Source organism: Spirosoma sp. SC4-14 (assembly GCF_037201965.1).
GTDB lineage: Bacteria > Bacteroidota > Bacteroidia > Cytophagales > Spirosomataceae > Spirosoma.
Genome location: NZ_CP147518.1, coordinates 68588 through 83278 on the forward strand (window position 1 = coordinate 68588; position 14691 = coordinate 83278).

4 protein-coding genes are annotated in these 14691 nt (G+C 48.6%); 2 read left to right on the forward strand and 2 right to left on the reverse strand.

All coding sequences use genetic code 11. The annotated features are described in order from the left end of the window. The first annotated feature begins 50 nt into the window (after positions 1 to 50). Positions 51 to 6743, forward strand: a complete 6693-nt coding sequence (locus WBJ53_RS00305) for an amino acid adenylation domain-containing protein (RefSeq protein ID WP_338874056.1) — start codon at positions 51 to 53, stop codon at positions 6741 to 6743. Then, positions 6744 to 10817: an amino acid adenylation domain-containing protein gene (locus WBJ53_RS00310; protein WP_338874057.1), complete on the forward strand. Its 4074-nt coding sequence runs from the start codon at positions 6744 to 6746 to the stop codon at positions 10815 to 10817. Between the two features lie 63 nt (positions 10818 to 10880). Here WBJ53_RS00310 and WBJ53_RS00315 read toward each other — a convergent pair whose 3' ends face one another. Together WBJ53_RS00315 and WBJ53_RS00320 are read right to left on the reverse strand one after the other, a co-directional pair. Further along, on the reverse strand, positions 10881 to 12320 hold the full coding sequence (locus tag WBJ53_RS00315; protein ID WP_338874058.1) for an MOP flippase family protein: 1440 nt from the start codon (positions 12318 to 12320) through the stop codon (positions 10881 to 10883). 46 nt (positions 12321 to 12366) lie between these two features. Beyond that, the gene (locus tag WBJ53_RS00320; RefSeq protein ID WP_338874059.1) at positions 12367 to 14679 is read right to left on the reverse strand and encodes a T9SS type A sorting domain-containing protein; all 2313 of its coding nucleotides are present in this window, start codon (positions 14677 to 14679) and stop codon (positions 12367 to 12369) included. Positions 14680 to 14691: the final 12 nt, after the last annotated feature.

Here is a 14691-nt window from a genome sequence, read left to right on the forward strand (position 1 = left end):
ACCTATTAATGAAATCTGGCGACCCAGCGTCGCCTTAACGAATTACGGGTATGCAGGTCTCCGAAGACATAGCGGATAGGGGTTTTCTTTCCCCGTTATTTGTTCATCAGCTTGTTGAGCAGGTAGCTAATAAAAAACAACAGCACATCGCCGTCGTATTTGGCAATAACGTGCTTACCTATCAGCAGCTAAACGAACGTGCCGATAAGCTGTCTCAAGCGATTCTGGAGGCCGATCCGCACGCCAAATTCATCGGGATTAGCACACATCGTAATCTGGAAATGGTTGTTGGCGTACTGGCCGTTCTAAAAGCCGGAAAAGCCTACCTACCACTCGATCCAACCTATCCTGAACAGCGGTTACAGCAAATTGTTGCCGATTCGGGTATCAAAACCTGCCTGACCACGACCGAAAATTTGACCGATTTCATTAGGCTGAATCTTCAGATTATTCGATCCGATGAGATGCATTCAGTAGCCGGGGGGGGAGTGGGTCAGCAGCATAGCACAGCTTATGTTTTATATACTTCGGGCTCAACGGGTAAGCCAAAAGGTGTCTGCATGGGACACGGCCCATTGGTAAATCTGCTACAATGGCAGGCCAAACAGTCGCAGGCAACCGCCAATAGCCGTACGTTGCAATTGGCTCCGCTTAGTTTCGACGTTTCGTTTCAGGAAATTTTTGCTACCCTTTGCACCGGTGGAACACTGGTTCTGATCGACGAGGCATTACGGCTGGATTTAAATGAGCTTCTGCTATTTATCGATAAACAGGCAATCAATCGCCTGTTTTTACCATTTGTCGCCTTACAATATCTGGCCGAAGCGGCCGTCAGTTCCCGTCGGTTTCCGGTAGCATTGCAGGAGATAATGACGGCTGGCGAACAGTTGAAAATTACCCCACAGCTAGTCGATTTTTTTGCCGCTCTGCCAACCTGTGTTCTATTTAATCAGTATGGCCCTACAGAATGTCATGTAGTAAGCCAGCTCAGGCTGGATGGTGATCCAACAACCTGGCCGCAACTGCCGTCGATTGGTGCAGCCATCGATAACGTTAGCCTGTATATTACAGACGATGCGCTGAATCTACTGCCTAAAGGCGAAGCTGGAGAACTATGCATTGCGGGTGCCTGTCTGGCAGAAGGGTATCTGCACCAGCCTGCTTTAACCAGCGAAAAATTCATCACACTAAACGTGCCGGGGCAGGGCATAAGCCGGGTGTATCGAACTGGTGATCTGGCTCGTTATCTGCCCGATGGCACCATCGAATTTCTGGGCCGTCGCGACGATCAGGTAAAAATCCGGGGCCACCGTGTCGAACTGGGCGAACTTGAGGTGACGCTTAATCAGGTAAAAGGAATCAAGCAGGCAGCAGTTGTTGCGCGTGACGGGGTGAGTGCTCAGAAACAACTGATTGCATACCTGATTTCGGCAACCGAGCAGACCGACAGTTCGTTTGTGCGGAAAGAACTGGAGCATCGGCTACCCGACTATATGATGCCATCGGCTTTTGTCTGGATGGACTACTTTCCGCAAACCAGTAGTGGCAAAGTCGATAAAAAACAACTACCCGAACCTGAGCGTAAACGTCCCGAATTAGCAACCACTTATCGGAAGCCCAAAACAACAACTGAACAGACTATTGAGCGACTTTGGGCCACCCTTTTTCAGGTCGATAAGATTGGCCTGGATGATAATTTTTTTGAATTAGGTGGTAATTCATTACTAGCCCAGCGGCTTGTTGCTGGCTTAAAACAGGAGCGTTATGTGCTGCCTGTAACAAAGCTGTATCAGTACCCAACCATTAGCGGAATTGTTCAGTATCTGCAACCTCGGGAAACAGCGCCAGCAATAACCCCGAACCCCGCATCACATCAGGAAAGCTCATCACCGAACCCCACAGCAGTTGCCGTTATTGGTATGGCTGGCCGTTTTCCGGGCGCCAAAAGTATTGATGAGTTCTGGAATATTATTACGCTTGGTAAAGAAACCGTCCGCTTTTTTACCGATGAAGAACTCGATAAAAGTATACCAGATCGCCTTAAAAAAGATCCACTTTATGTAAAAGCACGAGGCATTATTGACAATGCCGATCAGTTTGATGCCAGCTTTTTTGGATTGCCTCCAACCCTTGCTCAACTGATGGACCCGCAGCAGCGGGTATTTCTGGAAATTGCCTGGGAAACGCTGGAGCAAACGGGCTATCTTCCGGAGCACTACAGCGGTCGGGTGGGAGTGTTTGCGGGTTGTGGCAACAATACCTATTACCTGAACAATGTACTTGGCCACAGAGAGCTGATTGATCAGGTGGGTGGGTTTCAGGTAATGACCCTGAACGAAAAAGATTATATCGCATCTCGTACGGCCTATCAGTTAAACCTCAAAGGTCCTGCCGTTAGCGTTTATTCGGCCTGTTCGTCGTCGCTACTGGCAATCACACAGGCGGCTCAAAGTATTCGTAACGGGCAGTGCGAAGTAGCGCTGGCGGGTGGTGCCAGCATAACGGCTCCAATCAATAGCGGCCATCTATATCAGGAAGGAGCAATGCTGAGCAAGGATGGTCATTGCCGATCTTTCGACGCGCAAGGGCAGGGAACAACGTTTAGCGATGGCGCTGGTGTCGTTTTATTAAAAAGTCTGGAGGCCGCGAAGCGTGATGGCGATACTATTTATGCTGTCATAAAAGGTGTTGGTGTAACTAACGATGGCGCTGGCAAGGGAAGTTTCACCGCGCCTAATGCCGATGGACAGGCAGGAGCTATTGCAATGGCGATCCGGGATGCGCAGTTTGATCCGGCTACCATAAGCTATGTAGAAGCACACGGTACGGCAACACCACTGGGCGATCCGATCGAAATAGAAGGGCTAACGATTGGCTTTGGAGAGCAGGCAGAAAAGCAGTTCTGCGCAATTGGCTCTGTAAAAAGCAACATAGGCCACCTTACGGCAGCAGCAGGCGTTGCCGGATTCATTAAAACGGCCTTAGCCTTATATCATAAACAAATTCCGGCATCGCTTCATTTTGTGGCCCCGAATCAGGCGATCGACTTTGCGAATAGCCCATTTTTTGTTAATACAGAACACAAAGATTGGGAATTGACCGGTGTTCGGAAGGGATTTCCGCGCCGGGCGGGCATAAGTTCGTTTGGCGTGGGGGGTACCAATGTGCATGTAGTTTTGGAAGAATTTACGGATAGCGTTCCGGTACTGCCTGCCGAGCTACCACTTGCTGAACGGCCGGCCCAACTTATTACGTGGTCGGCCAAAACTGTAGTGAGCCGAGAGGCCTATGCCGAGCGTCTGGCAAAATTCTTTGCTGAGAATAAGCATGCAGAACGAGCCGATGTGGCTTTTACACTACAAACAACCCGAGCCAATTTCAGACACCGTCGGTTTGTTGTGGCAACCTCGAAGAAAGACATTATCGAAACGCTCCGTTCCGACGCAACTTCGGGTGCTAAAACGGTAAAAGAAGTGCCTGCTGAGGTCGTGTTTATGTTTCCTGGTCAGGGGGCTCAGTACCTGAACATGGGTCGGTTTCTGTATGAGCATGAAGTAGTGTTCCGGCAAGCTATCGATGAGTGTGCCAATTTGTTGGGAGCCTTTATGACGACCGACATTCGGGAGGTGCTCTATCCGAAAACTGTTGATTCGGAAGCCGAGCAGCGTATGCGAAACACACGCTATACACAACCGGCGCTGTTTGTAACGGAATATGCACTGGCGCGTTTGTGGATGAGCTGGGGCATTGAACCAACCATATTTTGTGGACACAGTGTTGGGGAGTTTGTGGCGGCTCATCTGGCTGGCGTTTTCACACTGGCCGATGCCCTGCAGTTAATAGCCATGCGTGGTCGTCTGGTAAGCGAATTACCACGTGGCAGTATGCTTTCGGTTCGGATGGACGCTAAAGCGATTGCGGCCATGTTGCCTTCTACGCTTTCAATTGCCGCCATCAATAGCCCAAAGCTTTGTGTTGTTGCTGGCCCCGACGAGCACATTGCCGATTTTGCCCGGTTGCTCGATGAACAATCAGTGCTAAACCAGCCGCTTGAAACCAGTCATGCGTTTCATTCGTCGATGATGGACCCGATCGTTAGCGATTTTAAAGCACTGGTAGAACAAATTTCGCTCAATCGGCCGCAAATGCCACTGGTTTCAACCGTTTCGGGCACCTGGCTTACAGATGCACAGGCAACAGATCCGGCTTACTGGGCAAATCATTTGCGCGAGACCGTTCGTTTTGCCGATGCGGTTACTACGCTGCTGGAGTTAGATAATCCACTCTTGCTCGAAGTGGGTCCAGGCCATGTTACGGCAACGCTCGCCCGGCAACAGAAAGGGCATCGGCCAATTACTATTTTAGCAGGCCTCGTTAATCATAACGATTGGCCAACTGCCTGCGAGTCGCTCCTGACAACTCTGGGCCAGCTTTATTGCAGTGGCCTGAACCCTAACTGGAAGGCATATTATGCGGGGCAGTCTCGTAAACGAATCAATCTACCTACATACATATTTGACAGAAAGCGTTGTTGGGTCGACCCTGTTGCAGAGCCCGTAGTCGAAAGACCTCTACAGGTAGAGTCGCTCAACGATGTTTCCTCCTCGATTAAACCAAAGATAAGCATGAGAAAAGACAAGCTACTCCGCCAAATCAATAAGCTGTTGGAGGATGCATCCGGCATAGATATGGATGATGTAACGCCTGATATGAGCTTTCTGGAAATAGGTCTCGACTCATTGCTGCTCACCCAGGTTGCAATGACACTAAAAAAAGAGTTTGGCGTACCAATTTCGTTTCGACAACTGACTAGTGACTATGCAACCCCCAATTTGTTAGCTGATTTTCTGGATAACACATTACCTACAACTGAAGAACCTACCACCACAACGCAACCATCGACAACATCTACCACCACTAACCAACCCATAGCTCAACCCGCTCCATCAATGGGGCAACTGAGCGTTCCGCTAACTGATTCGGCGCTGGGCCTTATTGCGCAGCAGTTGCAGATACTGGCCAAACAGGTTGCGCTTTTACAAGACAGCCCGGTAGCAGTACCGGCAATTCCGGTGTCTACTCCAGTAGCAGTTCCACCGGTTTCGGAGCCAGATAAACAAGTGCCCGCCAAATCGCTTAATGAAACGGCTGATTTAACGCCGGAAGAAAAAGTTGAGCTGAAAAAGCCCTTTGGGGCCACCGCCCGGATCGAACGTCAGGCATCGGAACTGACGGATGAGCAACAGACTTTTTTAATCCGCCTTACAAATCGTTACAATCAGAAGACGCGTAAGAGTAAAGCCTATGCACAGGAGCATCGGGCGCATATGGCCGACCCACGGGTGGTAACGGGTTTTCGGCCTCTTACAAAAGAAATTATCTATCCATTAGTCGTTAATCGGTCGCAGGGAAGCCGATTGTGGGATATGGATGGTAATGAATACATCGACGCACTCAATGGCTTTGGCTCGAATATGTTTGGCTATCAGCCCGATATCATTAAAAAAGCATTGCACGAGCAAATCGAAGCCGGATACGAAGTTGGCCCTCAGCATGAGTTGGCGGGTCAAGTGAGTCAGTTAATCTGTGAATTAACTGGGGCCGATCGGGTAGCTTTGTGTAATACGGGGTCGGAAGCCGTATTAGGGGCGATGCGTATTGCCCGTACGGTAACGGGGCGGTCGCTGATTGTAGCTTTCTCTGGGTCTTATCATGGCATTGTCGATGAGGTTTTAGTTCGGGGCACAAAGAAACTAAAGTCATTTCCGGCAGCGCCTGGTATTATGCCTGAGTCTGTTCAGAATATGCTCATTCTGGACTACGGTACCGACGAAAGCCTGCAAATTATTCGGGAGCGGGCTCACGAGCTGGCAGCCGTTCTGGTTGAACCTGTCCAAAGCCGTCGTCCAGAATTTGTGCCAGTCGATTTCCTGAAAGAAGTACGGGCTATTACGGCAGCCTCAGGTACAGCACTCATTTTCGATGAAGTGATTACGGGTTTCAGAACGCATCCTGGTGGCGTTCAGGCTTTATTTGGTATTAAAGCCGATCTGGCATCGTATGGCAAAGTAGTGAGCGCCGGATTGCCGATCGGTGTTATTGCCGGTAAACGCCAGTTTATGGATGCGCTCGATGGTGGTTTCTGGCAATATGGCGACAAGTCCGTACCTGAAGTAGGGGTTACGTATTTTGCTGGCACATTTGTTCGGCATCCGCTGGCGTTGGCCTCTGCCAAAGCCGCCTTGCAGTATATGAAGGCAAAAGGCCCAACTCTACAGCAGGAGCTTACGCAGAAAACCCGCCGTTTGTCCGATGAGTTAAATGCTTTGCTGGACCGTCAGCAACTTCCTCTTTTTGTTGCCCATTTTGGCTCCCTCTGGAAAATAAAATTTAAGGAAGATATACCCTATGGCGAGCTCCTGTTCACACTTATGCGCGAAAAAGGTATTCACATTTGGGATGGTTTTCCGTGTTTTCTTACAGAAGCCCATACAGATAAGGATATAAATACGATCATTGATCGTTTTTCGCGAAGCATTAATGAACTGGTTGAAGCGGGCTTTTTAAACGCTTCTCCAACGTTAACCGCTAGAGCAAACATGGCTGGCGTAGCACTTGCAGGAGATTTACCACCCGTTCCGGGAGCCCGATTAGGGCGCGATCTGGTTGGTAATCCGGCCTGGTTCGTTCCCAATCCCGAACGGCCCGGTAAATATCTCCAAGTCAAACTAAATGAAATTTAGATGATTAAAAGTGCTACCCACACCAGCATAACCCTAGTTGAAATTGATTATGATCCATTTATAGGTTCCGAGCTTATTCGGTTGGCGCCAATTACGGAATCTCAGGAAGAGATATGGACATCTTGCCAACTAGGGGGTGATGATGCCAGCCGTGCTTATAATGAGTCTGTTTCACTCCGATTAAGCGGTACATTGGATCGATCGGCCTTCGAAAAAGCCTTACTGGCGCTTGTGCGGAGGCACGAAGCGCTTCGTTCGGTTTTTAGTGGCGATGGTACGCAGATTTGTGTACTTCGCAATGCCCCACTTGATCTGGCATACATAGATTGTTCGGCGACCTCTGAAACCGAGCAGCGGCAGGTGGTTTCGAACTATGTTCGGCAGGATACACGGCATGTTTTTGATCTGGTTAATGGACCGGTTGTTAAAGTGGGGTTGATTAAATTATCGGCAACCGAACATCAGTTTATACTTACTGCCCATCATATCATTTGTGATGGCTGGTCGACCGGTATTCTGCTTCAGGACTTAAGTACGCTTTATTCGGCTTATGCCCAAAATCTACTCCCAAAACTGCCAGAAGCCCCTTCCTTTGCGCAGTATGCTATGGAGCAGGCTTCGTATCAGAAAAGTAAGGAATATCTGCAGGTAGAAGCGTTTTGGGTAAATCAGTATGCGAATACGGTCCCCGTCGTAACTCTGCCAACCGACTTTCCCCGTCCAGCCTTACGAACCTACAAAAGCAACCGTCGCGACTACCCGCTTAACGACAAGCTGGTACTGGCTCTTAAGCAAATGGGCATAAAGTCTGGTACCAGCTTTGTAACAACGCTGATGGCGGCATTTGAGGTTTTGATGCATCGCCTAACGGGCCAGACAGATATTGTGCTGGGATTACCGGCGGCCGGTCAATCGGCAACTGGTAATCTGCGGCTGGTAGGGCATTGTGTAAATCTGCTGCCCCTACGTAGTTTTCCGGAGCCTGGGCAAAGTTTTCTTCAGTTTCTGCGGCAACGGAAAGACGGTGTTCTGGATGCTTATGAACACCAGCAACTGACCTTTGGTAGCCTATTGAAAAAACTACCCATTGCCCGAGATCCGTCTAGAGTACCGCTCGTTCCTGTCATTTTTAATGTCGATATCGGATTGGACGACGGCGTTGACTTCTACGGTCTTGAACATCGGCTCATTAGTAATCCCCGCCAGTTCGAAACCGTTGAGTTGTCTGTAAACATAAGCGGATCGTCGGCCGAGTCGCTAACGGCCGAATGTTCCTATAATACCCAATTGTTTCAGGAAAGCACGATTGACCGTATAATGGCCGAATTCGTGAGTTTGCTGGAGGCAATTGTCGAGAACCCATCCGTACGAATCGAGCAAATTCCGTTAACGGATAGCGACGAGCTCATTCAAAAAGTAACCCGTTGGAATAATACAGCCGCCGAGTATCCGCGCCATACGCCACTACACATACTGCTGGATCAGACGGCGGCTACCCATCCCAATAAAACGGCTCTGATTTCGAACGGGCGTTCGTTGACTTATCGAGATTTGATTCAGGAGGCTAATCGGGTAGCTTTCGCCATTTGTGAGCAAGGTATCAAAACAGGCGATGTTGTAGGCGTAGTGCTGGATCGTTCTCCCGAACTGCTTATTACGTTGTTGGCAATCCTGAAAGCGGGAGCCGCTTATGTGCCTATCGATCCAACCTATCCGCAGGATCGGATTGCGTTCATGCTAACCGATTCGTCGGCGGGATTACTAATCACATCTAAAAAATATGCTGGCCGACTCGCTCATCGGGCGAAAGAACTACTCATTGAAGCCATAATGAGTGGACCGAAGGGAGCAACTGCCGAAGCTCCAGACGTAGTTGTAACGGGTAACGATCTGGCCTATATCCTCTACACATCTGGATCGACCGGGCGACCGAAAGGGGTGTTGATTGAGCATCATAACCTGGTTAATCTGCTCTACAGTATGATAACCATGCCCGGTATAACGGCCGAAGACGTTTTGCTGGGTGTAACAACGGTGTCATTCGACATTGCCGGTTTAGAGCTTTATTTGCCTTTGCTGGTAGGCGCAACCCTTGTTCTGGCCGATGCCGAAACAGCTAAAGATGGTCGGGCCTTGTTGCAGATTCTTCAGGAGCCTGTTCAACTTGCACCAACGGGAGTAACTCGGTCCATTTCTATTATGCAGGCTACGCCCATAAGCTGGAAAATGATGTTGGCGGCTGGCTGGGAAACACCCATTCCCATCAAAATTCTTTGCTGTGGCGAACCCATGTCGAAAGATCTCGCCCAGAAGCTTACGGCCCGCTGCGATACGCTCTTCAATATGTATGGGCCTACCGAAACAACAATCTATTCGACGGGTAAACAAATACTGGCCAGCGATGAGATTATAACCATTGGGCGGCCCATTGATAACACGCAGGTATATATTCTCGATGAACAGTTGCACATGGTGCCCGAAGGAATCATCGGTGAAATCTACATTGCGGGCGATGGGGTGGCGCGGGGCTATCTGAACCGACCAGAGCTAAATCGGGAGAAATTTGTGCCTAACCCGTTCGATAGATCAGGGCAGGCTAGTATGTATCGAACCGGCGATCTGGGTAAGTTCATGGCCAACGGCGAAATTTACTGCCTGGGCCGGGTCGATCAACAGATAAAAATCAGAGGCTATCGTGTTGAACCGGGCGAAATAGAGCAGGCACTTAGTCGCCTGAATGGTATTAAGGAGGTGCTGGTGATGGCACGCGAAGACCGTCCTGGCGACCAGCGTCTGGTGGCCTATCTGGTAACTGAACCTCTGCTGGCGGCTGATGCCTTTGTGAAACAGATTCCGGCGTGGCGTTCGAGCCTACAGGAAGAGCTACCCGACTATATGGTGCCGGTCGATTTTATTCAGTTAAGGGCGTTTCCGGTTACACCTAATGGAAAAGTTGACCGGAAAGCCCTGCCTAAACCAGATCGGGCGCTACGGACAGTTGGAAGCGATACCGCCGAGCCTAGTACGGATAATCAAAAACTAATTGCCGCTATTTGGGCCGATGCGCTCGGGCTGGAAAAAATTGGTATTCACGACGATTTCTTTGAGATAGGAGGCCATTCGATGATTGCCCTTCAGGTTATGACTGAGCTTGAAAAAGCAACCGGGCGTCGACTGCCATTGTCGACCTTGATGACCTATCCCACCATTCAGAAATTAGCTCAGCTTGTTGATGAAGAAAAACCAGTTACGAAGTGGAAATCGCTGGTCCCCATTAAACCGAAAGGCAATAAAATGCCGATTTATGTGATTCATGGCATTGGTTTAAACGTGCTCAATTTTAGCGGTTTGCTGGCAAATCTCGATCCGGAACAACCCATATACGGATTTCAGGCTCGTGGGTTGGATGGTGTCGATGAACCCCCAGATACGATGGAGGAAATTGCCGCATTTTACATAAAAGAACTGCTGGAACAGAACCCATCGGGGCCTTATGCCATAGCTGGTTATTCGTTTGGGGGGTATGTTGCTCTTGAAATGGCTCAGCAACTAAAGGCAATGGGGAAAGAGGTGAAGATGCTGGCCATGTTCGACACCAATGCACAGGAATCGGAGATCAACTATTCGGCCACGAGCAGGCTCGGGCGGAAAATACTTCGACAGTTCCCTAAGGCAGTCTGGTTTAGCCGGTCGCTGTTCAGAAATCCGGTCGATACAATACGATACCAGCGGGATCATGCTAAACGTATATGGGGTAATCTTCTGCGGGCTGCTGGGTTGCGGCATGAGCCACCTCAGGAAGAAGCGGGTTTCGACCTAATCAGCCACATTGTTGAAAAACACGAGACGGCATATCTGCATTACACCATGAAACCCTATGATGGTGTAATTGACTTATTTAAAGCGCAGACAAGATTATACTTTGTTGAGGATAGTAAGTTTTTAGGCTGGAAGAAGTTTGCCCGAAAAGGTGTACGTGTACATAACGTTCCCGGCGATCATAAGATGATGCTGCTTCCGCCCAACGATAAAACGTTTGCCCAGGTGCTCCAGAAAGCGTTGGATAACTGCTGAAAAATGGCTCAATAGAGCCGAATGGAATAATGCTCGTCCGCGATTATATCGCGGACGAGTCGTTTATAAAAGCGCTTGTCTATACGCCTTCAGCTCCGAAAAAGATAATTTATAGGCTAATGTTAACGCCAGATAGGTTATACCGCCAAGTGCAATTTCGACGCCTGTATTAATAATACCATCGTTGCCGATCAGGATTTTATAGGCATAAATAATACCAATCATAATCAGGCAGAAGAGCGTGGGCTTCGCTATATTTTTTAGAAAATCTTCCCAGAAATTGCCGATTAGGTAGTGAACCAGCAGAAAGTTGGCAATCAGGTTAAAGAGTGTTGCCAGCAGAAAAGCTGTGGCTATTCCCATAACCCCCCAGGTATTGCCCATCCAGTACACAAGCGGAATTTTTACGATTAGCGTTACCAGATTAAGGTAAAACAGCAAATTCGGTTTCCCTTTCGAAAACGCAAGCGTAAACAATGGATGGCTCAGACAGGAAAGGATGGAAACAAACACGAAGATTTTAATAAGATCGACGGTCATGTCCCAGCCGGGGCCATAGATTAAGGGTACAACGCTATCGGCCGTTATGAATAAACCGGCCAGGAGGGGCATATTGCAATAGCTGATGAAATCCAGAATTTTCAGGTACGAATTTTTGAGAGCATCATTGCTATCTTTCATTTTCGCCAGGATGGGGTAGGCTACCTGTAGAATAATCGGATTTAACTTAGAAATAGGGAAAACCGACAACTGATAGGCAATGGTATAATAGCCTAGCATTTTTACGCCCAGCATACCGCCAATGAAAATACTATCTGAATTGGCCTGAATAAATCCCAGTAGACCATCGCCCAGATTATAGATCCCGAATCGCAAATGCTCCTGTACATTTTTGAGGTCGAAAGCCAATAATGGAAAGAAAAATTTAAGGCCGAACACGATCTGCAAAACAGTTTTTACAGTCTGCATTACTAGCGAACCAATAATCAGAGACAGCTCTTCAAAACCGCTATAGGCCAGTACAATTGTAGTGAGCGATCCTACGATGGTTCCGGTTATGTCGATCGTTGCTACTGACTTAAACCGAAGCTCTTTTTCCAGCAAAAACATATACAGCTGACCAAAATAAACGATCAGGAAATAGCAGGAAGAAAAGCGTAGAACCCGATCCAGTTTAGGCTCGTGATAAAATGAAATAATGTAAGGTGAGCTAAACTGAATCACAATAAAAATAAATACACCTACCAGCAGGTTCAGAAAATAGAGAGTCGATAAGACCTTTTGGTCGCTCTCCTGCTTATAAATGATTGAGTTCGAAAAACCGAGATTTGAAAAGATCTGAAAGAAACTGATAATTAATGTGCTAACACTAACAATACCGAAAGCCGAAGGCTCCAGTAAGCGCGCTAAGATGGCTACCTGGATAAACTGGAAAACGGTCGAAATTGCGGTTGCAATTGTGATCCATTTACCGCCGTTCATTGCCTTAGTTGTGTTACTCATGCGTTAATTTTACTAACTATTTTGTAGAATAGGTAATCGGGGACAGTTATTTGGCCCGAAGAATTTTTTTTACGGCTCGCGCTTTCCCCTGTTTAATTTCCAGCAAATAAATACCGTAAGGCAGCGAGGTTAAGGGTATGGTTTCACTAAAAGTTCGGTTGGCTTTGGGAAATGTCGCTTGTTTGAGCTGTCGGCCAGTCACATCATACATAGTTATTTCGACGGAGCTGTTTACGCCGTTTTCGATCGCGATCTGCACATTATCGGCCGTTGGATTCGGATAAACAGAAACCGTACCTAAGTCGGTTAATTCTGGCAAGGAGCGAGCAGAAGGCATCAAAAACACAGGCGTTTCGGTAACGTTTATGGTAATGGTGCCGGTTGTGCTGACCTGGGCTGTCTGAGTCATTGCATCGCGTCCAATGACTGGCGTACAGACGAACATGGTATCGCCTTTTGCGACTGGAAGGCTGAATTTTCCGGTGCGGCCTTTCTCATCGGGAATAACCAGTACGTAGGCCGATCGGCCGTCGGCTTCGTAGCGATCGACGATCGGATCGGCATTAATTGTTTCTTTATAGCGATAGTCGCCCAATAACTGCCGCGCCTGATATAGGTAGTCGGCTGCTGGTTTGCGTGTCTTATCACCATTCACCAGCCCCATTGAACTAAATTGAGTAGAGTTTTCCAGATTGTCGTCGTACAACTGATAGAAAAACAGCCGATCGATGCCCACCCGCGTATACAAAAGAGCCGTGCGCAAAATCCAGTCGGCCTGGGTTTCCAGAACACTTTTGTTGCCGATCGGAATGGCTCTAAATGGACTACCCTGGTTAACATCATAACCCGCTTCAGTAATCCAGACGGGCATGTCGTTGGCCAACTGATGAGAAACGGCTACAAAAGCGGCAGCCTGGTCGCCAACACCGGCTAGTTCGGGAGCTGCTCCCCGGTTTCCGCCACCATTTTGCGACGACCTGGCATCATTGGCATACAGGTGTTGATTCATTACATCCCAACACAGATTGACGCGGCCATCGGGCAAATAGCCTCTGAATTCCTTACACCAGTCGATCATGGCCCGTACATAATCGGTAGTAGAAGCCGCCAGTCCGCCAATGGCAACGGTCATGGATGGATCGGCATTTTTTACACCGACGCCCGGTCCCAGAGTATTTTTATGGCCATCGTAGAAAGCCGACAGGTTAGCTGCATACTCTCGGGCCGACTGATACGCATTGCGTCCTTTCCAGGTTTTATCGCGTTCGTTTTCGCACTCGATATAATGGATTAGGCCAAGGCCAATTTTAACCGTGTTGGTGCCTGCCCAGGTTTTTTCATTACTTACACTGACGAGCGAGGGCGAGAGGGTTTTATTACTGCCATAGCGGGCAGCAAACTGAAAGCCTACTTTTGCCTGATCGATGTACGACTTCGGCGACGATAAATCGCTGCCATATGGCGCTGGTATATTTTCATGATCGCGCCCGTTGGGCGGATAGCTTTCTTCGAGCCATTTAGGAAGTGTTTTTATGCAGGCCAACACCTCGATACCTTCTGCCCGACAGCGTTCATAAATGGCATCGTAGTTCCAGCTTCCAGCCGCCGTTGGGTTAAATGTATAGGCCCCTTTGGTTGCTTCGAGCTTTTCCCAGTCGATATAATGCCGCACTGACGAAAAGGCTTTCATTGCATGAATGCGGCTGTCTTCTACCTGCCAGGGCGAACTGGCTTCTTCAAAATTCCATTCAAATGCGTTAACGCCAAGCGCCTGCCGAAACGGAGTCGATCGGCTCGGTGGCGTAGAGCTAAGCGCTTTGCCTGGTTGATAAGTACCATATAATTCCAGTTCGTTGGGATAGGCGCCCGATGTATTTATGACCAGATAGCGGGCTCCCGTAATTGGAGCGTTTAGATTAAATTCACCAGGCTGTTCGGGGTTAGGGCCTACCCATTCCTGATACTTAGTACCAATGAACCGGGCAATCGGAATGCGCTCCCACTTCTCGTTTATGATCGATAGGGTCATGGGGGCATCTTCGTTGGAGCCTTGACCATCGTAGAGACGAATACTTTCTATTGCCATTGTTTCGCCGTCGAGCAAAGGATAGTAGGCATCGTAGTTGGGTAGTATCTTATTCCAGCCCGTATTGACGCTGGCGTCGGTTATGCCGTCGAAAAGCCCATCAAGGCCATTGGTAACATTGTTTACCTGATACCAGCGTTTAGGATCGATCGCTATTTTGTTGGTAGATTTTAGCTGTGATGTAGTTGATTTTGACCCAATGGGCCCCTGAGTCTGTGCAATAAATAGCAAAGCCAGACAAGCTGTTGTCAGCATAACAAACGTTTTTATCATGAGAGGAAGGTC

Bases quoted from the DNA above. Each gene is read 5' to 3' on its own strand.
- WBJ53_RS00315 (WP_338874058.1), bottom strand. From the start codon at position 12,320: ATGAGTAACACAACTAAGGCAATGAACGGCGGTAAATGGATCACAATT.
- WBJ53_RS00320 (WP_338874059.1), bottom strand. From the start codon at position 14,679: ATGATAAAAACGTTTGTTATGCTGACAACAGCTTGTCTGGCTTTGCTA.
- WBJ53_RS00310 (WP_338874057.1), top strand. From the start codon at position 6,744: ATGATTAAAAGTGCTACCCACACCAGCATAACCCTAGTTGAAATTGAT.
- WBJ53_RS00305 (WP_338874056.1), top strand. From the start codon at position 51: ATGCAGGTCTCCGAAGACATAGCGGATAGGGGTTTTCTTTCCCCGTTA.